This is a genomic window from Bacillus sp. K2I17, assembly GCF_002209985.1.
In the GTDB taxonomy this organism is placed as follows: Bacteria; Bacillota; Bacilli; order Bacillales; family Bacillaceae_G; genus Bacillus_A; species Bacillus_A wiedmannii.
This window is the reverse complement of sequence record NZ_NJGF01000003.1, coordinates 165,982-189,771: the sequence shown is the minus strand read 5'-3', so window position 1 is coordinate 189,771 and position 23,790 is coordinate 165,982. Positions and strand designations below refer to the sequence as shown.

Sequence of the window (23,790 nt, the reverse complement as noted above, 5' to 3'; positions counted from 1 at the left end):
AAAAGTCAGTTGGCGTATAATCAAATCAAAGGTCAAAGAAAGTCAAACATTTGGAGGACTGTAAAGATGGACTTAAATCAAATGACAACAAAAACACAAGAGGCGATTATGAGTGCCCAATCTTTAGCGGTATCTCATCATCATCAAGAAGTAGATACTGTTCATCTCTTGTTTACATTATTAGAAGAGCAAGATGGATTAGCAGTGCGTATTTTTCAAAAAATGAATGTCGATATAGAAGCGTTAAAGCAAGGCGCCGAAAGTTTAATTAAGAAAAAACCTTCTGTAACGGGAAGCGGTGCAGAAGTAGGAAAATTATATATAACAGGTGCTCTGCAACAACTACTTGTAAGAGCAGGAAAAGAAGCAGAGAAATTGCAAGATGAATACATTTCAGTTGAACATGTATTGCTTGCTTTTTCAGAAGAAAAAGGCGATATAAATCAATTACTTACAAGATTTCACATTACGAAAGATAACTTATTACAGTCTTTAATGACAGTTCGGGGGAATCAAAGAGTGACTAGTCAAAATCCAGAAGCAACTTATGAAGCGTTGGAAAAATATGGTCGTGATTTAGTGGCGGAAGTGAGAGCAGGGAAAATTGATCCTGTTATCGGTCGCGATAGTGAAATTCGACGTGTAATCCGCATTCTTTCACGTAAAACGAAAAACAACCCGGTTTTAATTGGTGAACCCGGTGTTGGTAAAACAGCAATCGTTGAAGGATTAGCACAGCGTATTGTGAAGAAGGATGTACCAGAAGGATTAAAAGATAGAACAATCTTCGCATTAGATATGAGTGCGCTTGTAGCTGGAGCGAAATTCCGTGGTGAGTTTGAAGAGCGTCTGCAAGCTGTATTAAATGAAATTAAAAAGAGTGAAGGTCGCATTTTATTATTCATTGATGAACTTCACACAATCGTCGGCGCTGGTAAAACAGAAGGTGCGATGGACGCAGGAAATATGTTAAAACCGATGCTTGCGCGTGGTGAACTGCATTGTATCGGGGCGACAACGTTAGATGAGTATCGTAAATATATTGAGAAAGATCCAGCGCTAGAAAGACGTTTCCAACAAGTATTAGCAGAAGAACCAACTGTTGAAGATACAATTTCCATTTTACGTGGTTTAAAAGAGCGTTTTGAAATTTATCATGGTGTAAATATTCATGACCGCGCGATTGTAGCAGCATCCGTTTTATCAGATCGATATATTTCGGATCGTTTCTTACCAGATAAAGCGATCGATCTTGTTGACGAAGCGTGTGCAACAATTCGAACAGAGATTGATTCTATGCCAACAGAATTAGATGAAGTAACGCGCCGCATTATGCAGCTGGAAATTGAAGAAGCGGCTCTTGGAAAAGAGAAGGACTTTGGTAGCCAAGAACGCCTGAAAACGTTGCAACGTGAATTATCGGATTTAAAAGAAGTTGCAAGTGGTATGAGAGCGAAATGGGAAAAAGAAAAAGAAGATATTCATAAAGTGCGTGACTTACGTGAACATTTAGAGCGTCTGCGCCGTGAATTAGAAGAAGCAGAAGGTAATTACGATTTAAATAAAGCAGCGGAACTTCGTCACGGGAAAATTCCTGCAATTGAAAAAGAGTTAAAAGAAGCAGAAGAAATGGGTGCACATAATAAACAAGAGAATCGCTTATTACGTGAGGAAGTAAGTGAAGAAGAGATTGCTGATATTGTTTCACGCTGGACTGGTATTCCTGTCGCAAAACTCGTTGAAGGTGAACGCGAGAAATTACTACGCTTAGAGCAAATTTTATCAGAGCGTGTCATCGGACAAGAGGAAGCGGTAAGCTTAGTATCAGACGCAGTTCTTCGTGCACGCGCTGGTATTAAAGACCCGAACCGTCCAATTGGTTCCTTCATCTTCTTAGGACCGACAGGTGTTGGTAAAACAGAACTTGCAAAAACGTTAGCGCAGTCTTTATTCGATAGTGAAGAGCAAATGATTCGTATCGACATGTCTGAGTATATGGAGAAACATGCTGTGTCACGCTTAATTGGTGCGCCTCCTGGATATGTTGGATATGAAGAGGGCGGTCAATTAACAGAAGCGGTAAGACGTAAACCGTATTCAGTTATTTTGTTAGACGAAATCGAAAAAGCACATCCAGAAGTATTCAACATTTTATTACAAATGTTAGATGATGGACGCATTACAGATTCTCAAGGACGTACAGTAGACTTTAAAAACACGGTTATTATTATGACTTCAAATATTGGATCTGCTCATTTGTTAGATGGATTAGAAGCAGATGGCTCAATTAAAGAGGAATCAAGAGAACTTGTAATGGGGCAATTAAGAGGACATTTCCGACCAGAGTTTTTAAATCGTGTCGATGAAATTATTTTATTCAAACCTCTTACAACGAATGAAATTAAAGGTATTGTTGATAAAATTGTAAAAGAATTACAAGGTCGTTTAGCTGACCGTCATATTACAGTAGAATTAACAGACGCAGCGAGAGAATTTGTTGTAGAAGCTGGCTTTGATCCGATGTACGGAGCTCGTCCATTAAAACGATATGTACAGCGTCAAGTTGAGACGAAATTAGCGAGAGAATTAATTGCAGGAACAATTACTGATAACAGTCACGTAGTTGTTGATGTAGAAAATAACGAATTAGTCGTTCATGTAAAGTAAAATAAAAAAGAGTTCGGATAAAATCCGGACTCTTTTTTTAGTGTTGTTCTACTGGCTCGTTTGGAATTGTAGCTGAAATTGCTAGTACTAATACCGCAAGAACAACTGAGAAAATAGACGCTTGGTTAAAATCGTATGTACCGCCAGTCATAGAGCCGATTACGTAGCTCATCATATGTACAAGCGCGAACGACCAAATTAATGCCCAAATGAAACGCATATTTTACACCTCTATTCGTTCAATCTGTCCTTATTGTAACACAATTGAAAAAAGAATATAGAAAAATATTTGTAGATTTTTCAACGCAAATTTGCATTCCGTTCATACATTATAGAAGAGTACTTTTATACGTTTAGAAAATAAGGCGGGGGAAAAATGAGTATTACGGAACGTTTTTTTTATTTAGAAAAAGAACCATGTGTCATTTATTTACCGGAGAAGCCAAATGGATTTTCTGTTATGCTTCTCGGTGATTATAACTACTTTATTGAGAATGGTACAAGTTTATGGACACAGCATGCAGGTAGATCTTATTTTTTACATGGCCTTATTGAGGAAGGCTACACGGTCTTTTCCTCTAATTTATACGGAAGACATTGGGGAAACGACCAATCTGTTCGTCTAGCAAAACGTTTATATGACGTTGTTTTGAGAAAAGAGACATTAAATGCGAAAATGCACATTATGGCAGATGGTATGGGTGCACTTGTAGCACTTGAAATGATGAACAAATACCCTGAATGTATACGCTCTGTCATTATGTTAAATCCATGTTTAGATTTACCAGAATATGTGGAGTTTGAAAAAGAGCATAAGTTTTTTTACAAAAGATTAGTGAAGGAATTAAGTTTGGCGTATGATTCCAAAGAAGAAGAATTAGAATCCAAAATAAATAAGAAATCATTTACGCTTCTTCCGTCTTGTGTACCTGTTAAAGTTTTCGTATCAACACAAGAAAAAAGAGGAAGAAAACAGTTGTTACGTAAATATGAGAAAATGAGGCAATTCAATCAATGCGATACTTCTGTCTTATTCCATCTGCAAGATGTGAAATATAAAATGGTTAGGCAAACGACTGATTTCTTTAAAAAATATGAAGAAGAATTGTGAAGCTCCCATATACATAAATGAGGAGCTATTTGTTTCAAGGAGAAAGGGTTGGTGGTATGGAGCGCGTGCTAATTATAGGTGCACTTACGTTTGTAGGTTATCACCTTGTGAATAAAATGATTGCAGAAGAAGTAGAAGTGTACGGTCTTGATTTTGATGAATTCGAGAATATGAAAAAAATTAATGAAGAGAAGTTATTGTTGATTGGACGAAATGCGTTATTTACGTATTATTCGATAAGAGATGAAGATGGATGGAGATCAGTAGAAGGAGAGAAGTTCGATACGGTTTACTTTTGCTTGTATGAGCCAAATCAACAAAGTGGTTTTCGGAATGAAAGAGTTATATTACAGTATTTAAAGCGGATTATAAGACTGTGTGCAGAGCAGAAAGTGAAGTTAAATCTAATTTCTTCTATTGAAGTAGGAAACGCAGATGAATCTGAAAATAAACGTTTATTTTTGAAAGTGGAAGAAGGATTGAAAAAAGGAGAGGCACCATATAGTGTATTTCGAGTTCCTACATTATATGGGCCATGGCAACCATCTTTTATGATGTATCATCAGCTCATTTTATCAGAACTGGATGAGAAAGAGTGCCATTATGCGAGCGAGGAAAATGGAAGTGATCTATTGTACGTGGAAGATGTATGTGAATACTTATGGGAAAATGGAATGAACGAGGAGCATCTCGGCATATACAATTTACTTAGTGGTAAAAAGTCATTATGGAAAAAAGGTATGAACCTTTTACGTGCAGCGGATAAAGTGAATAAAAAGAATGAGGAAGAACGAAATGATGCTGTCGAGGTTATTTCGATAAAAAGAAATACCCCGTTAGAATACGGTTTAAATAAACAATTGGCACATATGAAAAAATATAAAGAGTTATACGAAGGATAGCGAGCGTGTTACACTATGTATGTGAAAGTTTTAATGGAGAGGAAGAACATAATATGAATGAGAAAAGCATGCAATTTTTACAAATCGCAATGAAGCATTTACCAGAAGCAAAGGCCATCTTAGATTCGAATGGAATTGCGCTTGATATGGAGAAAGCACAACCAGTATTAGAGTTATTGATGAAAGTTATGAACGAAGCATATGAGCTTGGGAAAGCAGATAAAGAATAAAACCTTCTTTTTTGGAAGGGAAGAGAGGCTCGAACCGTGGATAGAAGCGGTTCGGGCCTTTTTATATTTCAAAAGAAACAGGAAAGGTATGTTTCTGTTTCTTTTAATAAACAATAAAGTGAATAATGCTGGATTTATGTTTTAGCTGAAATATATTCTAGACAAAAATACATTTATGTTTTAAAATTAGTACCAAGTCATAATAATTGATATAAAACGGAGGGCTGCGATGTGAACGTGGGCATTTTAGGGATCGGAAGATATGTGCCAGAAAAAGTAGTCACAAATCACGATTTAGAGAAAATCGTAGATACATCTGATGAATGGATTCGTACGAGAACGGGAATTGCAGAAAGACGCATTGCCGATGATACAATAGATACTTCATATATGGCGGTAGAGGCTTCTAAAAAAGCACTTGAAGATGCCGGGATTAGCGGAGAGGATATCGACCTGATTTTAGTGGCAACAGTAACACCAGATCGCGCATTCCCAGCAGTAGCTTGTGTCATTCAAGAAGCCATTGGCGCAAAACACGCAGCCGCAATGGATTTAAGTGCAGCGTGTGCTGGTTTTATGTACGGAATGATTACAGCGCAACAATTTATTCAAACGGGAACTTATAAAAATGTATTAGTAGTTGGTAGTGATAAACTATCTAAAATTGTAGACTGGAATGATCGAAATACAGCAGTACTATTTGGAGACGGAGCCGGTGCTATCGTAATGGGGGCGGTTTCAGAAGGAAGAGGCGTTCTATCTTTCGAATTAGGAGCAGACGGAAGCGGCGGTAAGCATCTTTATCAAGACGAGTATGTTATGATGAACGGCAGAGAAGTCTTTAAATTTGCTGTTCGCCAACTTGGTGATTCCTGTCTTCGCGTGTTAGAAAAAGCGGGACTTACGAAAGAGGATGTGGATTTTTTAGTACCACATCAAGCGAATATTCGTATTATGGAATCTGCAAGAGAGAGATTAAATTTACCACAAGAAAAAATGAGTATGACAATTGAAAAGTTTGGTAATACATCAGCTTCTTCAATTCCAATTGCAATGGTAGAGGAATTGCAAAATGGACGTATTCAAGATGGTGATTTAATTATACTTGTTGGTTTCGGCGGCGGATTAACATGGGGAGCAGTTGCTCTTCGTTGGGGTAAATAAGGACTGAGAGAAAAAAAGGAGTGTATTTTGTATGGAGAAAAAGAGGGTCGTAATTACAGGACTAGGAGCTGTTACACCGATCGGAACAGATGTTGAAACAGCGTGGGAAAACATTAAAAAGGGTGTATCTGGAATCGGACGACTTACAAGAATTGATCCGGAACTGTTTCCAGCAAAAGTAGCAGCAGAAATTAACGACTTTGAAGTCGAGAAATATATTGATAAAAAAGAAGCGCGCCGTATGGATCGCTTTACACAATATGCAGTAGCAGCAGCGAAAATGGCAGTTGCAGATGCAAAGCTTGAAATTACAGAAGAAAACGGACCTCGAATTGGTGTATGGATTGGTTCTGGTATTGGTGGTATGGAAACATACGAAGAACAATTTAAGATTTTTACTGAGAAAGGTCCGCGCCGCGTGAGCCCATTTTTCGTACCAATGATGATCCCAGATATGGCAGCAGGTCAAGTATCGATCGCAACAGGAGCAAAAGGAATTAACACTTGTTCTGTAACGGCTTGTGCATCTGGTGCAAACTCAATTGGTGATGCATTTAAAGCAATTCAACGCGGTGATGCTGATGCAATGATAACAGGCGGAGCAGAAGCGCCGTTAACAAGTATGGCATTTGCAGGATTTAGTTCAGCGAAAGCATTAACATTTAATGAAGATCCAGCAACAGCTTGCCGTCCATTTGATAAAAACCGTAGTGGTTTCGTAATGGGTGAAGGTTCAGGTATTTTAATTCTCGAAGAATTAGAGCACGCATTAGCTCGTGGTGCTCACATTTATGCGGAAATCGCTGGTTACGGTGCAACTGGTGATGCATTCCATATTACAATGCCGGCTCCTGGCGGTGAAGGCGGCGTGCGTGCAATGCGTCAAGCTTTAGCAGATGCAGGTCTACAGCCAGAAGATATTGATTACATTAATGCGCACGGTACAAGTACGGATGCGAATGAAAAGTATGAAACGATGGCAATTAAAGAAACGTTCGGTGAGCATGCGTACAAAGTAGCAATTAGCTCAACGAAATCAATGACAGGTCACTTATTAGGAGCAGCTGGTGCTGTTGAAGCGATCTTCTCAATTAAATCAATTACAGACGGAGTAATCCCTCCAACAATTAACTATGAAACACCAGATCCAGAATGTGACTTAGATTACGTACCGAATAAAGCGAGACAACAAGAAGTAAATGCAGTATTAAGTAACTCACTAGGATTCGGTGGTCATAACGCAGTATTAGTATTTAAATCGTATAAATAATAGATGAGATAAGGAGTTTTTTCGCAATATATTGCGAAAAAACTCCTTATTTATTTTTACGTCTTTTTCTCCTTTTGCATATACATAAGAAAAAGGAGGGATAAAGATGGGGATTGTTGAAACTGCTGAGTGGTTACATCTATATTATGGACGGCCAGAAAAGCTGTGTGAAAAGTTTACGAAGTATATCCCGCTGCCAAAAGACAGGTTGTATCGCTTTTTAATTTCTAAAGGTATGTACCGCCCAGTTATACGAGGAGAACAAGAAGTAAAAGAGTTAGAGGAAAAGGAAGTTTGGAAAGAGTTACGTACGGAGTATGAGAAACTGAAAACCTGGTTAAAAGGTCCAGATGTCCCTGTCTTTATTTTATTATCAGATTCCTATAATCGAACTGTACAAGAAGAGTATAACGGTAGGGCGGGATTATCTATGCGTCACGTTATTTTCTTATTCGTATGTGGACGGAATTCGGTGGAAGAATTAAAGGTGTTATTGGCGCATGAATATCATCACATATGCAGGTTACATCAAATTGAGACGAAAGAAACAGAATATACATTACTTGATACGATGATTATGGAAGGGCTAGCTGAGCAAGCGGTAACGGAAAGATATTCAGAAAAAAACAATGCACCGTGGACGACGTATCTTTCAAAAGAAGAGGCTATTTATTATTGGAAAAATGTTGTACATGAAAGAATAAGTATAAAACGAGGAACAAGGGAGCACGACATCTTATTAAATGGATTTCACTCTTATCCAAAGATGCTGGGCTATGCGCTTGGATTTCATATTGTCAAAGATTGTGTGACATTGGAAGGAGAAGATACACTTTCTTTATTATCTATAGATGCAAAAGAAATATTGAATAAAGCAAATACATTTCATATATAAAAAACAGGAGCTCTATTTCCTGTTTTTTTTAGTATTAATAGAAGAAAAAATAATAATTAGAATATATTTCCTTAGGTGGAATAAAGTTAAGAAAAATTGAACATAATGATTGATACAAACAGTAGTGAAGTGAGGGGTAGTGAATGTTATATCTACATGATGTATGGGTAAATTGGTTTGAAGGTGAAGAGAATGGGTATAACGTTTGTCATTTTTACGAATGGCGGAAAGATGATACGATTGAGCTATTAGATCAAGTGCCATTATTAAAAGTAGATGCCACATTATATCATTACATCGAGGACGAATTGTTAGAGCTTCCGCAAAAATTGTTGGAAGACGTACATCATAAGGCATATATTCGTAAAAATCATGAACGTTTGCAGCAAGAGTATTGCTTTGTTGTTACAGATGGAAAAGGAATTATTGCGATTGACACAATTGGTTACAATGTACCAATTCGAAAGAGCAGACTTATACCGCGCCAAGAGCAGATGGTATATGAGATGGTAGAAAACGTACAAGCAGAAAAGTATGAGTTCCAAGTAGAAGAAATGGAAAAAGAACATCATATTTTATCACCATCACCTTTCATTATGAATGGCTTAACTCGTAAAGAAAGACAGCTGAAACAATTATTATTTATGGCGTTAGATCAATTACATACAACGAAAAACACAGCAGAAATTCGCTATTGGTTCACAGAGTGGGATCCATCAGCATACGGAATGGTTCAACATATGGAATTTGAAGATATTTGGGCTAAACTGTATGATGAAGCGAAAACAGGCTGGTCTGAGAAGCACGAACAATTATGCGAGCGTCTCGTAAAAGGACAGCCATTTTTTGAAAAGTTATGGGAAATGGAAAACGAGCAAAAGGTAAATTAAAAAAACCGCCAATTGGCGGTTTTTTAATTTGTTGTAACTTAGCTCCAGCGGCAAGAATGTTCGGTGGCTTCGCGCCTTCCTGCGAGGCAAAAAGCGCCTCTACGTCAGGAGCTCCATCCCCCTCACATTCTAAGCGAGCCGCTTCCGCTTTATAAGAAATCCAGCTCCGGCTCCTAGCCCTTCGCGTCTAAGAACCTTCCCCACGAGAAGGTAAAAAGCACCTTCTGTGGGAAAGAACCTTAGCCGTCAGGGCTAAACAGTCGCCTCCGCTTTATATGTTACCTACGTTTTCTGCTTAGTCCCATTGCGTTTTCTACTTTGCGTAGTTGTTTGAATGCAACGCGGTTTGCTTTTTCGGCACCTTTGTCTAGAATTTCGTCTAGTTCTGGTGAGTTGATTAGTTCGTTATATTTGTCTTGGATTGGACGAATTGCTTCTACGACTACTGCTGCTAGGTCGCCTTTGAAGTCTCCGTATCCTTTTCCTTCGTACATTGCTTCTATTTCTTCAACTGTTTTTCCAGAGAATGAAGAGTAGATTGTTAATAAGTTAGAGATTCCAGGTTTGTTTTCTTTATCAAATTTCACGATACCTTCAGAATCAGTTACAGCACTTTTAATTTTCTTTTCAATTGTTTTTGGTTCATCAAGCATACTGATCATTGCTTTTGGATTCGGATCAGATTTACTCATTTTTTTCGTAGGTTCTGTTAATGACATAACGCGAGCTCCTACTTTTGGAATACGAATTTCAGGAACAGTGAACACTTCACGGAAGCGTTTGTTGAAACGCTCTGCTAGGTCGCGTGTTAATTCCATATGTTGTTTTTGATCATCACCAACAGGTACGATTTCAGTGTTGTAAAGTAAAATATCAGCCGCCATTAATGGTGGATACGTTAGTAATCCAGCTGGAACTGAATCTCTACCAGAAGATTTATCTTTATATTGAGTCATACGCTCTAATTCTCCAACGTAAGCAACTGATTGCATAATCCATCCTAGTTGAGCGTGTGCTGGTACTTCTGATTGTACAAATAAAGTAGCTTTTTCAGGATCGATGCCGCATGCTACATAAAGTGCAGCAAGACTGCGAATGTTTTTACGAAGTTGTACGGGATCTTGAGGTACTGTAATCGCATGTTGGTTTACAATACAGAAATAACAGTCGTGTTCATTTTGAAGCTCTGTAAATTGCTTCATAGCTCCTAAATAGTTTCCAAGTGTAATCGTTCCACTCGGCTGAATACCAGAAAAGATAACTGACATAAGTAATTCCTCCTAAATTTGAATGCGTGATGGGGAAGAGAAGGCAAACAAAAAAGCCCATTCATCCCAAAAACTATAGGGACGAATGGACCGCGGTACCACCCTAATTATTTCACTACTGTGAAATCTCTCTAATCCATAATAACGTTTGGATATAACGCCAAAGCCTACTACTTTCGGTTCGGTTTGGTGCTCAAAAGCCCATTCCATACTGCGCAATTACTTGTTCACACCAGCCACAAGCTCTCTGAAATTGCCTCAATATGTACTCTTCTTTATCATCGCATACATATAAATTTATTTATTGTTACCTAAGCTCTTTTAATATGAAAGAACTAAAGTTTTATAACAAAATGTTTTGCTGATTATTATATCATATGGGATAGTGTTTGCAAACTACATCAAAATAGTAAAGCTAATGAGGGTTGAGAACAACCCAAGAACGATACCTGTAATACAAATTGGATACGTCCATTTGAATGAATATGTTTTATAAATACGTTCTTTCTTATCGACAGGTTCCTCTGCTTCTTCAATTAAAGAGTCAATTTTTTTGTTCGTACCAAACACTCTTTGAAAGGCGTAAATTGTTACGTTAAAAAATCCATTTTGAAATATGAATAAAAAACCGCCGACAAGAATAAAAAATAGTGCGGCATAAAACGATATATTGACAAAATTCAACAAAAATCGCGATGAAACGAGGATTGCGCCAATACTAGAAGCGATTATCGCTATGAAAATTAGTATACAAGTATGAAAAAAAACTTTATTCAAAATGTTCCCCTCCGTCAAAATATTACTAGAATTATTATACTATAAAAGCTATAATATGTACTAGAATTAATTTTTTGAAAATTATACGCAATTAAAGGTCTGATTTTAAGATGATGGTAGCAATGTTAACGTATTCCTTTACAAAAAAATAAAAAAATAAACATTTTATTAAAAATTTTAACAAAAAAACAAAAAATTATATTCACAATTGTTATATTATATGTATAATGAAAATTGTAGAAACTTGGAGATTATTCTTTCAATTCTACTTTTTTACAAGTGAGGGTACAGGAAGTGCAATTAGGGGAGGCAACACAACATGAAGAAAAAGATACCGTTATTACTTGCATCGACGTTGACTGTCAGTATGTTAGGAGCTTGTAGTTACCAAAAAGAGGATAATAAAGCAGGCGCAAAAGAAAAATCCTCAAACAAGCAAGTGTTAAATCTAACCGAGACAGCTGAAATCCCAACTATGGATACGACGTTATCAACAGATGCAGCATCTTCTAACATCATGAATAACACAATGGAAGGATTATATCGTCTGGGGAAAGACGATAAGCTTGTTCCAGGTGTCGCTAAATCTTATGAGAAATCAGAGGATGGCAAAAAGTATGTGTTTAAGTTACGTGAAGATGCGAAATGGTCTAATGGTGAACCTGTAACAGCGAAAGACTTCGTTTATTCTTGGCGAAGAGCTGTAGATTCAAACACAGGTGCCAAGTTTGCTTACATACTATTTGATGTTAAAAACGCGGAGAAAGTTAACAAAAAAGAATTGCCAGTTGAAGAGCTTGGTGTAAAGGCAATTGATGATTATACACTTGAAGTGGAATTAGATAACCCTGTTCCTTATTTTGTAAGTTTAACAGTCTATCCAACATTGTATCCTTTGAATGAGAAGTTTGTAACAGAACAAGGAGCAAAATTTGGATTAGAATCCAATACGACACTTTATAATGGTCCATTCGTATTAAATGAATGGAAGCATGAACAAAGCTTCAAACTTACGAAGAATCCAACGTATTGGGAAAATAAAGAAGTAAAACTTGAGGAAATAAACTTCAATATTGTTAAGGATCGTTCAACTGCTATAAATTTATATGAAACGAAAGCAATTGATCGTGTAGTCTTAACATCAGAGTTTGTAGACAAATACAAATCAGATGCTGACTTTAAAACGATTAAGAGACCATCTACACAATTTATTCGCTTAAATGAAAAGAATAAATTTTTAGCAAATAAAAATATCCGAAAAGCAATTGCAATGTCCTTTGAGCGTGAAAATATCGGGAAAGTTATCTTAAACGATGGTTCAGAGGGGATATATGGTTTTGTTCCGAAAGGCTTAGCAAAAGGTCCGAATGGAAAAGACTTCCGTGAAGAAAACGGAAAGCTTATAAAAGAGGATATTAAAGAAGCTCAAAAATACTGGGAAGCTGGTAAAAAAGAACTTGGTGTAGACAAAGTAGAGTTAGAGCTATTAAACTTTGATACTGATGATGCTAAAAAAATCGGAGAGTATTTAAAAGGCCAATTTGAAAAGAACTTACCAGGTTTAACAGTTTCAACAAAAATGCAGCCATTTGCACAAAAATTAAAACTTGAAGCAAGTGGAGATTACGCAATGTCATACGCGGGATGGAGTCCAGATTATATGGATCCAATGTCATTCCTTGAAATGTATACGACAGGTAATGCGCAAAACAAAGTAAATTACGCAAATGCAGCGTATGATGATTTAATTAAAAAAGCGAAAACAGAAGTTGATGTACAAGCTCGCTGGGATGCATTATTACAAGCAGAAAAACAACTGCTTGAAGATGCAGCGATTGCTCCAGTATATCAACCAGGAAAAGCTTATTTACAACGTGGCTCAATTACTGGCCTATTAGAACATAAATATGGCGGAGAATTTAGCTATAAGTGGGTTGAACTAAAAAACTAAAAATGGTTTCCATCATGAATAAGGGTATATGCCTATGATGGGCGTATGCTCTTATTTTAAAAAAATAAAAGTAAGAATATTTTAAACTATCTTATTGCTTTTGAGAAAAACGGGGAGGTGCTTGACTATGGGACGTTATGTATTAAAACGTTTCGTGTACATGGCTTTGACATTATTTTTAATTACTACACTGACTTTCTTTTTGATGAAATTACTTCCGGGTTCTCCGCTTAAAAACCAGGAGAAACTATCACCGGCACAAAAAGAAATCATTCTTGAAAAATATGGCTTAAATGATCCAGTACCAGTTCAATATGCACGTTACTTAGGTAACTTAGCAAAAGGTGATTTAGGGGTATCATTCCAATATGATAACCGTCCAGTAACAGATATGATTGTGGATCGCATTGGACCATCAGCACAACTTGGTTTACAAGCGATTATATTAGGAACATTTATCGGTTTAATTTTAGGAATCGTTGCGGCACTTCGTAACAATACGTGGGTCGATTATGGGGCGACAATTATTTCCGTACTCGGGATGTCGGTACCATCGTTCGTATTCGCCGCATTACTACAATATTTCGTAGGGGTAAAACTTGGGTGGTTCCCAGTAGCATTCTGGAAAGGACCAGAGTTTACCGTAATGCCTACAATCGCTTTATCGATGGCAGTTATCGCAACAATCGCACGTTTCGCTCGTGCAGAGTTAATTGAAGTTATGCAAGCTGATTACATTTTAACAGCGAAAGCGAAAGGAATTAGCCAAGGTGTTATCATTATTAAACACGCACTTCGTAACGCGTTAATTCCAGTAGTAACAATTTTAGGACCAATGGTTGCAGGTTTAATTACAGGGACATTAGTTATTGAGCAAATTTATGCTGTACCAGGACTAGGGGAACAGTTCGTTAAATCTATTACAGTGAATGACTATACAGTTATTATGGGAACTACAATTTTCTATAGTGCGATTTTCATCTTAGTTATTTTCATTGTCGATATTTTATACGGAATTATTGATCCTCGTATTCGTTTAGCGGGAGGGAAAAAATGATGAAAGATGTACAAAAATTATCTCCAGATTTATTTCAACAAGCCAATCAAAATAATGTTGATAATGAAGTCATTGCCCGTCCAAGCTTAACGTTTTGGCAAGATGTAAGAAGACGTTTGTTCCAACATAAAGGAGCAATGTTCGGTTTCGTTTTATTAGCGCTTATTATATTACTAGCCATCTTAGGACCGATGGTAAGTAAGCATTCGTATAAAGAGCAAGACTTAGGTCGTGCGAAATTACCACCGAAAATTCCTGTTATTGAAAATGTTCATTGGCTACCATTTGACGGTACGGATCAATATGGTGTTGACCAATATGAAAAACGTGATATTAAAGAGTATTTCTGGTTTGGTACAGATGATCTTGGCCGCGATTTATGGACAAGAACATGGGAAGGTACGCGTGTATCATTATATATCGCTCTTTTAGCAGCGGCGATTGACTTAGTAATTGGGGTTGCTTATGGAGGTATTTCAGCGTTCTATGGCGGTAGAGTAGATAATATTATGCAACGTGTTATGGAGATTATTAACGGTATTCCATACTTAATCATCGTTATTTTAATGGTAATCATTATGGGATCTGGTATATGGTCAATTACACTAGCAATGGCGATTACAGGCTGGATAGGGATGTCACGTATCGTTCGTGGACAAATCCTGAAATTAAAAAATCAAGAATATGTATTAGCATCTCGTACATTAGGTGCAACAAATACACAATTAATTGTAAAACACTTAATCCCGAACGTAATGGGACCAATTATCGTAATGACAATGTTTACAATTCCAACAGCAGTGTTTGGTGAGGCGTTCTTAAGCTTCATCGGTTTAGGTATTCAGCCACCATTCGCATCACTTGGTTCTCTTGTAAATGACGGTTATAAATCAATTCAAACGTATCCACATATGATGTTCATCCCAGCGGTTGTCATCAGTATGTTAATCTTAGCATTCAACTTAATGGCAGACGGATTACGCGACGCGTTAGATCCAAAAATGCGTAAGTAAAAGAGGGGAGAAGTAAAAATGAAAACATTGCTAGAGGTAAAAGATTTGCAAGTCTCCTTTGATACACATGCAGGTGAAGTACAAGCTGTACGCGGTGTTACTTTTGATTTAAAAAAAGGAGAAACATTAGCGATTGTAGGAGAATCTGGTTCTGGTAAATCAGTTACTTCTAAAGCGTTAATGGGATTAATTCCGAATCCTCCAGGGCGTATTAAAAACGGTGAAATCGTATTTGAAGGTCGTGACTTAACGAAACTGACAGAAAAAGAAATGCAGCAAGTGCGCGGGAAAGATATCGCGATGATTTTCCAAGATCCAATGACATCATTAAATCCAACGATGACAATTGGGAATCAAATTATGGAAGGTCTTATTAAACACCAAGGGATGAGTAAAGCAGACGCACGTAAAGTTGCGTTAGAATTAATCGACCTTGTAGGTATTCCGAATCCAGAAGCGCGTTTAAAACAATATCCTCACCAATTCTCAGGTGGTATGAGACAGCGTGTAGTTATTGCGATGGCGTTAGCTTGTAACCCAAAATTATTAATTGCCGATGAGCCGACAACAGCGCTAGACGTTACAATTCAGGCGCAAATTTTAGAGCTTATGAAGGACATTCAGCAAAAAACAGAAGCGGCAATCATTTTCATTACACATGACTTAGGTGTAGTGGCAAACGTTGCGGACCGCGTAGCAGTTATGTATGCAGGTAAAGTTGTTGAAATTGGAACGGTTGATGAAATTTTCTACAATCCAAAACATCCATACACTTGGGGCTTAATCGCATCTATGCCAAGTTTAGATGGTTCAGAAGAAGAGTTATACGCAATCCCTGGAACGCCTCCAGATTTATTAAAGCCGCCAAAGGGGGATGCTTTTGCACCACGTAATCCACAGGCATTGAAAATTGATTTTGAAATGGACCCACCTTTATTTAAAGTAAGTGATACACACTATGCGGCAACTTGGTTACTTCACGAGCAAGCTCCAGAAGTAAAACCACCGGCAGTCGTTGAAAAACGCATTCTTCAAATGAAAGCAGGTGAACAACATGACTAAACAACGTGAGAAATTAATTGAAGTAAAAAATGTAAAACAGCACTTCGACGTGAGTGGTGGTGTTGTCAAAGCGGTTAATGATATTTCATTTGATATTTACCGCGGAGAAACATTTGGTCTTGTAGGAGAATCAGGTTGTGGTAAATCGACAACTGGAAGAACGATTATTCGTTTATATGATGCAACTGCTGGTGAAGTGTTGTTCGATGGTGAAAATGTACATGGTAAAAAATCACGTGCAGAGCTAAAGAAATTCAACCGTAAAATGCAAATGATTTTCCAAGATCCATATGCATCATTAAACCCTCGTATGACAGTAGGGGATATTATTGCAGAAGGTATTGATATTCACGGACTAGCAAAAGGCAAAAAAGAGCGTATGGACCGTGTTCATGAATTATTAATCACAGTTGGTTTAAATAAAGAGCACGCAAACCGTTTCCCGCATGAATTCTCAGGTGGACAACGTCAACGTATCGGTATCGCTCGCGCACTTGCTGTAGAGCCTGAATTTATCATTGCCGATGAGCCAATCTCAGCACTTGACGTATCAATCCAGGCGCAAGTTGTAAACTTACTGAAAAAGTTACAAAAGGAAAAAGGTTTAACATACTTATTCATTGCCCATGATTTATCAATGGTAAAATACATTAGTGATCGCATCGGCGTAATGTACCGTGGTCAAATCGTTGAGCTAACAACAAGTGAAGAGTTATATGCGAATCCAATTCATCCATATACGAAATCACTATTATCAGCAATTCCGCTTCCAGATCCAGATTATGAGCGCAATCGTAAACGTATCGTATACGATCCATCTCAGCATGATTATGCTAGTGAAGCACCAACAATGCGTGAAATTCGCCCAGGACATTTCGTATTATGTTCTGAAGCAGAGTATAAGAAATATAAAGAGATTTATCAATAATAAAAAAGCCAATCTTCCGTTAAGAAGATTGGCTTTTTTCTACTATATAATAGATTTGTCAACATTTCTCGGTAAGTCGATATATTTAAAGAATCGCAGATATAAGTTTCCTTTACGAATGACTACACCTTAATTAAACGAGTGTTACTGTGCTTGAACAGAAACAATTTCCTCTTGTTCTTCAGGTTTAACGAGTGCATAACGTTCCCACGCCCTACTTTTCCAGCGGAAGAACATAATAATGGCACGTGTCCATTCATCAATAGCAATCGCTAACCAAATACCAACGAGCCCCATATCTAAATGGAAGGCGAAAAAGTAACCGAGTGGTAAACTCATTAACACCATAGAGAATGCTCCGATCAAAACTGGGTACTTTGCATCACCAGCTGCGCGAAGTGAATTGATAATGACGATATTCATCGTACGTCCCGTTTCAAGTAGCACACTTAGTAAAAGAACTGACGCACCTAACGTAATAATGTGCGGATTATCTGTAAATAGTCCCATTAATTGTGTACGGAATGTAACGACGAGAGCGACCATACATAAAGTGACGCCAATTGCCCATTTTACACTTTTCCATACGCGTTCATACGCTTCATCTTTTTCACCACCGCCAACGAGGCGTCCGATAATAATGGCTGTTCCCATACCGATCGCAATCGCGAATAAATAAGTGAACATAGAAATGTTCGTAGCGTATTGTCTAGCCGCTAATGATTCCGTTCCTAAGTATGTTGCATAGTATAAGAAGACAATTTGGCAAGCTTGATACATAACCTGCTCAAATGCAGATGGAATCCCGATTTTTAAAATTTTTCCGATGTATTCCTTTGATAAGGTGAAGTAATATTGTAATTTCACACGGTATTCCATAACGCGGTACAGTAACCAGAAGAAAACGATAAGTGCGATAAGTCGGCTGACAGCAGAAGAAATGGCAGCCCCTTGTACACCGAGTTCTGGGAAACCAAATTTCCCGAAAATGAGTACATAGTTTCCAGCGATATGAATAATATTCATTCCAAGTGAAATAAACATCGCTTGCTTTGTGAAGCCGTGTACGCGGATAATTGCGGCTAATGAATTAATAATAGCTTGAAGGAAAATAGCGCCTCCGACGATGGATAAATAGTTTTGCGCATACATGAGTACATCGCCTTGTAAGTTCATTGCCATCATCATATGTTTTGAAAATAAAAGAAAACCAGCGCTTATAATGAGTCCGACCACTAAATTTAATGTGACGGCTAAAGCTGATATTTTAGATGCTTCCATAAAACGTTTGGAACCGAGGTATTGAGATACGACGATAGCTGCGCCGTTCCCGATGACTTCTAGTACCAAAATAGCGATATGGAGATATTGATTCGCTGCACCAACCCCAGATACAGCATCGTCTGATAATGCACTTAACATGAAAGTATCAGCGATCCCCATTAACATAAATAGAAAAACTTCTAGAAAAATAGGCCATGTTAATAAGAATAAACTTAATTTCTCTGTCGGCCCGTTTTTTGCCTGAATTGCTGCCATGTCCGTCCCCTCTTTACCGATATCTATTTTTAGCAAGGTGTATCGTAACATACTTTCTTATCCTTTGCACTCATTTTAACCTACATATCTTTATTATGAAGGGAGCGCTATTTTATGATAAAAAGAGAAGGATAATTATGCACAAAGTATTATAGGATATAAAAATTATTTTTCTCTGATAATTTAGAAAAATATAAAAACATTCATTTTCAACACTTTAGTAAGGATAATCAGCAATATGAAACGTTTACAAAGGTATATTTTTTAACAGAAAATTTTAATAAAATAGAAATATAAATATACAAAAAATATATTTGTGTGTATAATATGAATTGTTAGAACATATATATATTTCTTTTTGTTTGAAAATGAAAGGGCTAACATTTTTGTGGAGGGTGGAAGTATGAAAAAAAAGATGCCAGTTTTTGTAGTATCAACAGTAGCGATGAGCATGATGTTAGGGGCATGTAGCTACCAAAAAGATGAACCGCAAGCGAACGCAAAAGGGGATAGCGGGAAAAGCGGTGCGAAGCAAGTTATTAATCTAATTGAAACGCAAGAAATTCCAACGATGGATCCAGCGTTATCAGCTGATGCGGTTTCTTCAAGAGTAATGACTAATACGATGGAAGGCTTATACAGTTTAGGAAAAGATGATAAGCTAGTTCCTGGTGTAGCGAAGGAATTCCAAAAGTCAGAAGACGGTAAAAAATATACATTTAAATTACGTGAAGACGCAAAATGGTCAAATGGTGAGCCTGTGACGGCGAAAGATTTCGTATACGCATGGCAAAGAGCAATTAACCCAGATACAGCTGCGAAATCAGCGTACATTATGTATGATATAAAAAATGCAGAGAAAATTAATAAAAAAGAGATGAGTCCGGATCAATTAGGTGTAAAAGCGATTGATGATCATACATTAGAAGTGGAATTAGACAATTCAATTCCATACCTTGTAGATTTAATGGTATATCCAATCTTCTATCCTGTGAATGAAAAGTTTGTAAAAGAACAAGGTACGAAGTTTGGTTTGGAAGCGAATACAACACTTTATAACGGACCATTTACATTAAGTGATTGGCAACATGAACGTAGCTTTAAAATGACAAAGAGCGCGTCATATTGGGACAATAAAGAAGTGAAGATTGAGGAAGTAAACTTTAATATTGTTAAAGATACGTCTACACCAATTAATTTATATGAAACAAACGCAGTCGATCGAGCGACGTTATTAGCGGAGTTCATCGATAAATATAAAGGAAAACCAGATTTCCAAACAGTAGAAGATACATCTGTATTCTTCCTTCGTTTAAATCAAAAAGATCCAGCGTTAGCAAATAAAAATATTCGTAAAGCAATTTCACTTGCTTTTGAACGTAAACCGTTCGTTGATACATTATTAAATAACGGTTCTAAGCCAGCGACAGGATTAATTCCTGATAATTTCATTAAAGGGCCGGATAAAAAAGACTTCCGTGCTGTAAATGGAGATATTGTAAAACCAAACGTGAAAGAAGCGAAGAAATATTGGGAAGCTGGTAAAAAAGAGCTTGGTAAAAATGAAATTGAATTAGAGCTATTAAATGAAGATGTTGAATTATCGAAGAAAACAGGTGAATATTTAAAAGGTGAGTTAGAAAAGAATTTACCAGGTTTAACAGTGAAAATTAAACAACAACCATTTGCGCAAAAACTAAAACTAGAAGATGCAGGCGATTTTGTCATGTCATTCTCTGGATGGAGTGCAGACTTCCCAGATCCAGTTACATACCTTGATATGTTTGTGACGGACGGATCGCAAAATAAAATGAAATACTCTAATCCGAAATATGATGAAATTATCATGAAAGCGAAGAAAGATGGAAGTGATGTAAATGCCCGTTGGAAAAACTTACTAGAAGCAGAGAAAATGTTACTTGATGACGCTGCGATTGTTCCAGTATATCAACGTGGTAGAGCATATATACAAAGAGAATCAATTAAAAATATGTACAACCATAAATATGGCGGTGATTTAAGCTTTAAATGGGCGTCAGTAGAGAAATAAGAAAAAAGCAGGTGATTGCCTGCTTTTTTTTTAATACGTACGTTTCTTATAAATACCTTTCCCGCCAACTTGGTTCCAGCTGGATTGTACATCCAAACTTTTATTAACAAACTTCATCTTTTCTTTACCGCCAAAGAGTTTTTCACCAATGCTATTTGTAATGACACCAATCAATGCTGTGATTCCGATGATGAGGGCAGCAACAGTGACAAAATCAATAAAAAAAGCAATCATTTGCAAATTCCCCCTTTGCCTGTCTGTATGTTTATTGTATGAGATAAAAGATAAAAAAGAAAGAAATGTCAGAAAAATAATTGATTTATTTTAGAAATCGTATAGACATGGATGAGGATGTTTGTTAAAATGAGAACAAATGTTCCTTTCGATTCTCACTTGTATAGTCTTACATTTCTTAATTGATTTATGAAGAAAAGGTAAGAAAACGTTCTCTTTTTCATAGAGAAGATTATGGGGAAATAACTGTATATCACATGAAAAATCTATGACAAGCCAGTATTAAGAGGGTTGAAGGTTATTGTTAAATTACAGCTGAAGTGAGTGTGATCATGTTACATAGCAGTGGAATACACGGAAGAGTTTTCTCAATTAGAAGGAAATTTACTGTATATTTCTTGCAAAATCTATTGTATAATGATTATAGAAGTTACTTATTAAAAGTAATTGTTGTTTGCTCAAAGTTGTTGCTTACATGAAATGAGATTTTTTGCACTTTGTTATAAGACAAGGTATCGTAAAAAATTGCTGAATTTAGAAATTTAAACTGTAATTAGTACAGAATTTGTACTCTTTAAGGAGAGTGAGCTTTGTATGGTAACATTATATAGTTCTCCAAGCTGTACGTCTTGTAGAAAGGCGAAATTATGGCTAGAGGAAAATCATATTCCTTATACAGAACGTAATATTTTCTCAGATCCATTAACGATTGAGGAAATTAAAGAGATTTTACGTATGACAGAAAGCGGAACGGATGAGATTATTTCTACTCGTTCGAAAGTTTTCCAAGAATTAAATGTAAACTTAGAGTCTTTACCACTTCAAGATTTATATAAGATGATTCGTGACTATCCAGGGATTTTACGTCGTCCAATTATGATTGACGAGAAGCGCCTTCAAGTAGGTTACAATGAAGACGAAATCCGCCGTTTCTTACCACGTACAGTAAGAACGTTTCAATTACGTGAAGCACAGCGTCTTGTAAATTAATTATAATAATATGAAAACCTTCTACCTATTATATAGTAGAAGGTTTTTTTTAATGTTTCACATTTCGTAATCGAACTTGTTGCACGATAATACCGATGCATAGAACAGTGAAAATGAATAAGAAAGGCATGTTTGTGGTGAAATTTGGATTATTATGAAAGAACGTTGCAAGCCTGTCTTCATGTGTAACCATTTTTCCTGCTGTATAGGCGAGAATCGCTGCTCCGCAATAAATGAGGAATGGAAAGCGTTCCATAAGTATTAAAATAAGTTTGCTGCCCCAAATAATAATCGGGATAGAAATGAGTAAGCCGATTATTACGAGTAAAAATCTTCCGTGAGCTGCACCTGCAATGGCAATAACGTTGTCAAACCCCATAACGAGATCTGCGAATACAATTGTACGCACAGCTTGAAATAAAGTTGTTTTCCCCTGAATAGCAGAAAGATCGTTGCTATTATCAGTTAGTAAATTTACTGCAATTAATGTAAGTAAAACGCCCCCGATAAGTTGTAGAAATGGAATGTCGAGTAAATAGACAGCTAGTATAGTAAGGATAATTCTTAGAACGATTGCTAAAAGAGTACCAATCAAAATGGCTTTATTTCGTTTCGATTCAGGTAAATTTCGGCTAGCTAGTGCGATGACGATTGCGTTGTCACCACCTAATACAACATCGATACCGACAATCATTAGTACAGATGTTAAAAACTCTAAGTCCATTCGTCTGCCTCCATTTATAATGTTTTAATAAGCGAACTGTATGTATGTGGTGAAGAGAGAGACTAAATCACCTTCTCTAATAAAAGTTTCACTTTATTACAGTGTACGGGGGAGGGTGGAAATGTATGTCCAAATTTTTCATGAGTGAGAAATCGCTATAATGATATATTTGTGTAGATGGTCGAATAAAGATAGGCATATAACTATTTTTGTAAAATAAATCGATTTTATTTCCATTCTGGAGAATCTTATCATAAAATGAGAGTACAAGAATCTATTGATTTGTCATATGAGTGGGGAATCCCTTCATAACAATTCTAAGCAGGAAGGGAGAGTTGTATTTTGGATATTGAAAGAATTAATGACCATACGATGAAATTTTTTATTACGTACATTGATATAGAGGATAGAGGGTTTAATCGTGAAGAAATTTGGTATGACCGCGAACGAAGTGAAGAGCTCTTTTGGGAGATGATGGACGAAGCTCGTGATCATGATGATTTCTTTATTGATGGACCGTTATGGATTCAAGTGCAAGCAGTCGATAAAGGGATTGAAGTACTTGTAACGAAAGCAGAGCTTTCAAAGGATGGACAAAAGCTAGAACTACCAATAGGTGTAGATAAAATTATAGACATTCCTCTAGATGAAGGCATTGAATCATTATTCCAGCAAGAATTAGTGGAAGAGGTAGAGGAACAAGCAGGAACAAACTTTAACGAAGATGGTACGTTTGGATTTTTAATTAAATTTAATGATTTTGAAGATGTCATTTCATTAAGCCACCGTCTTATCTTTGAAGATATAAAAGATGAGCTGTATTCATTTGAGAACCGCTATTATGTATATGTGGAATTCGATGAAGTGCTACATGATGAAGAAGAAATTGATCGTATTTTAAGTATTGTTTTAGAATACGGAGAAGAATCAACTTTAACAATTCATCGTGTAAGTGAGTATGGGAAACAAATTGTGAAAGAGCATGCGCTTGAAACAATTCGCAATAATTTTCCTGCTAAAACGTAGGCCGATTTCTGTAGTATGAAATCGGCTTTTTATATGAAGAAT

The 23,790-nt window shown here is 36.8% G+C and carries 22 protein-coding genes and 1 other annotated feature; of the genes, 16 read left to right on the top strand and 6 right to left on the bottom strand.

Going from position 1 to position 23,790, the window contains the following annotated elements; genetic code table 11:
* Nucleotides 1–66 precede the first annotated feature (66 nt).
* The gene (clpB, locus tag CER22_RS06150; RefSeq protein WP_088062459.1) at nucleotides 67–2,667 is read left to right on the top strand and encodes an ATP-dependent chaperone ClpB; all 2,601 of its coding nucleotides are present in this window, start codon (nucleotides 67–69) and stop codon (nucleotides 2,665–2,667) included.
* 37 nt (nucleotides 2,668–2,704) lie between these two features.
* On the opposite strand, the gene CER22_RS06145 is transcribed toward clpB, so the two are convergent.
* The gene (locus CER22_RS06145; RefSeq protein WP_001211113.1) at nucleotides 2,705–2,887 is read right to left on the bottom strand and encodes a YjzD family protein; all 183 of its coding nucleotides are present in this window, start codon (nucleotides 2,885–2,887) and stop codon (nucleotides 2,705–2,707) included.
* 156 nt (nucleotides 2,888–3,043) lie between these two features.
* Between CER22_RS06145 and CER22_RS06140 the strand changes: the two genes are divergently transcribed.
* From CER22_RS06140 to CER22_RS06110, 7 genes are all read left to right on the top strand, one after another.
* Nucleotides 3,044–3,778: a hydrolase gene (locus CER22_RS06140; RefSeq protein WP_048545174.1), complete on the top strand. Its 735-nt coding sequence runs from the start codon at nucleotides 3,044–3,046 to the stop codon at nucleotides 3,776–3,778.
* A 29-nt stretch (nucleotides 3,779–3,807) separates the two neighbouring features.
* Complete coding sequence (locus tag CER22_RS06135) at nucleotides 3,808–4,680, top strand: NAD-dependent epimerase/dehydratase family protein (protein WP_137013517.1); 873 nt, start codon at nucleotides 3,808–3,810, stop codon at nucleotides 4,678–4,680.
* Between the two features lie 53 nt (nucleotides 4,681–4,733).
* Entirely contained in the window at nucleotides 4,734–4,910 is a 177-nt protein-coding gene (locus CER22_RS06130) for a ComZ family protein (RefSeq protein WP_001003337.1), read from the top strand.
* Between the two features lie 231 nt (nucleotides 4,911–5,141).
* Nucleotides 5,142–6,074: a beta-ketoacyl-ACP synthase III gene (gene fabH, locus CER22_RS06125; protein ID WP_001100551.1), complete on the top strand. Its 933-nt coding sequence runs from the start codon at nucleotides 5,142–5,144 to the stop codon at nucleotides 6,072–6,074.
* A gap of 31 nt (nucleotides 6,075–6,105) precedes the next feature.
* Nucleotides 6,106–7,344 (top strand): beta-ketoacyl-ACP synthase II, encoded by a 1,239-nt coding sequence (gene fabF / locus CER22_RS06120; RefSeq protein WP_000412643.1) that lies wholly within the window; start codon nucleotides 6,106–6,108, stop codon nucleotides 7,342–7,344.
* Nucleotides 7,345–7,450: 106 nt separating this feature from the next.
* Entirely contained in the window at nucleotides 7,451–8,239 is a 789-nt protein-coding gene (locus CER22_RS06115) for a DUF2268 domain-containing protein (RefSeq protein ID WP_088062463.1), read from the top strand.
* 143 nt (nucleotides 8,240–8,382) lie between these two features.
* The gene (locus tag CER22_RS06110) at nucleotides 8,383–9,129 is read left to right on the top strand and encodes a YjbA family protein (RefSeq protein ID WP_000966116.1); all 747 of its coding nucleotides are present in this window, start codon (nucleotides 8,383–8,385) and stop codon (nucleotides 9,127–9,129) included.
* A 278-nt stretch (nucleotides 9,130–9,407) separates the two neighbouring features.
* Here the strand turns inward: CER22_RS06110 and trpS are convergent, their stop codons facing one another.
* Nucleotides 9,408–10,397: a tryptophan--tRNA ligase gene (gene trpS, locus CER22_RS06105; protein ID WP_000110998.1), complete on the bottom strand. Its 990-nt coding sequence runs from the start codon at nucleotides 10,395–10,397 to the stop codon at nucleotides 9,408–9,410.
* A gap of 74 nt (nucleotides 10,398–10,471) precedes the next feature.
* Nucleotides 10,472–10,688, bottom strand: a binding site (T-box leader).
* A 105-nt stretch (nucleotides 10,689–10,793) separates the two neighbouring features.
* Entirely contained in the window at nucleotides 10,794–11,174 is a 381-nt protein-coding gene (locus CER22_RS06095; protein WP_088062464.1) for a DUF3899 domain-containing protein, read from the bottom strand.
* Nucleotides 11,175–11,493: 319 nt separating this feature from the next.
* Here CER22_RS06095 and CER22_RS06085 point away from each other — a divergent pair, with 319 nt between their 5' ends.
* The 5 genes from CER22_RS06085 (at nucleotide 11,494) to CER22_RS06065 (ending at nucleotide 17,185) form a co-directional block, all read left to right on the top strand.
* Nucleotides 11,494–13,125: a peptide ABC transporter substrate-binding protein gene (locus CER22_RS06085; protein ID WP_088062466.1), complete on the top strand. Its 1,632-nt coding sequence runs from the start codon at nucleotides 11,494–11,496 to the stop codon at nucleotides 13,123–13,125.
* Between the two features lie 127 nt (nucleotides 13,126–13,252).
* Nucleotides 13,253–14,182: an oligopeptide ABC transporter permease gene (opp3b, locus tag CER22_RS06080; RefSeq protein WP_000534165.1), complete on the top strand. Its 930-nt coding sequence runs from the start codon at nucleotides 13,253–13,255 to the stop codon at nucleotides 14,180–14,182.
* A complete protein-coding gene (gene opp3C, locus CER22_RS06075; RefSeq protein ID WP_000974096.1) occupies nucleotides 14,179–15,195 on the top strand; it encodes an oligopeptide ABC transporter permease in 1,017 nt (338 codons plus the stop codon). The genes opp3b and opp3C overlap by 4 nt, the downstream gene beginning before the upstream one ends.
* Nucleotides 15,196–15,213: 18 nt before the next feature.
* The gene (locus CER22_RS06070) at nucleotides 15,214–16,257 is read left to right on the top strand and encodes an ABC transporter ATP-binding protein (RefSeq protein WP_000854346.1); all 1,044 of its coding nucleotides are present in this window, start codon (nucleotides 15,214–15,216) and stop codon (nucleotides 16,255–16,257) included.
* Nucleotides 16,250–17,185 (top strand): ABC transporter ATP-binding protein, encoded by a 936-nt coding sequence (locus CER22_RS06065; protein ID WP_000166340.1) that lies wholly within the window; start codon nucleotides 16,250–16,252, stop codon nucleotides 17,183–17,185. Before CER22_RS06070 ends, CER22_RS06065 begins: the two co-directional genes overlap by 8 nt.
* 144 nt (nucleotides 17,186–17,329) lie before the next feature.
* Here the strand turns inward: CER22_RS06065 and CER22_RS06060 are convergent, their stop codons facing one another.
* Nucleotides 17,330–18,775 (bottom strand): MATE family efflux transporter, encoded by a 1,446-nt coding sequence (locus tag CER22_RS06060; RefSeq protein WP_046957012.1) that lies wholly within the window; start codon nucleotides 18,773–18,775, stop codon nucleotides 17,330–17,332.
* Between the two features lie 352 nt (nucleotides 18,776–19,127).
* On the opposite strand from CER22_RS06060, the gene CER22_RS06055 reads away from it, so the two are divergent.
* Nucleotides 19,128–20,774: a peptide ABC transporter substrate-binding protein gene (locus CER22_RS06055; protein WP_088062468.1), complete on the top strand. Its 1,647-nt coding sequence runs from the start codon at nucleotides 19,128–19,130 to the stop codon at nucleotides 20,772–20,774.
* 30 nt (nucleotides 20,775–20,804) lie between these two features.
* On the opposite strand, the gene CER22_RS06050 is transcribed toward CER22_RS06055, so the two are convergent.
* Nucleotides 20,805–21,008, bottom strand: coding sequence for a hypothetical protein (locus tag CER22_RS06050; RefSeq protein ID WP_088608373.1), 204 nt, complete (start codon nucleotides 21,006–21,008; stop codon nucleotides 20,805–20,807).
* 594 nt (nucleotides 21,009–21,602) lie between these two features.
* Between CER22_RS06050 and spx the strand changes: the two genes are divergently transcribed.
* Nucleotides 21,603–21,998, top strand: a complete 396-nt coding sequence (spx, locus tag CER22_RS06040) for a transcriptional regulator Spx (RefSeq protein WP_000258267.1) — start codon at nucleotides 21,603–21,605, stop codon at nucleotides 21,996–21,998.
* 49 nt (nucleotides 21,999–22,047) lie between these two features.
* On the opposite strand, the gene CER22_RS06035 is transcribed toward spx, so the two are convergent.
* Nucleotides 22,048–22,722, bottom strand: coding sequence for a TerC family protein (locus tag CER22_RS06035; RefSeq protein ID WP_060489329.1), 675 nt, complete (start codon nucleotides 22,720–22,722; stop codon nucleotides 22,048–22,050).
* A 342-nt stretch (nucleotides 22,723–23,064) separates the two neighbouring features.
* On the opposite strand from CER22_RS06035, the gene mecA reads away from it, so the two are divergent.
* Complete coding sequence (gene mecA / locus CER22_RS06030; protein ID WP_000350711.1) at nucleotides 23,065–23,748, top strand: adaptor protein MecA; 684 nt, start codon at nucleotides 23,065–23,067, stop codon at nucleotides 23,746–23,748.
* Nucleotides 23,749–23,790: the final 42 nt, after the last annotated feature.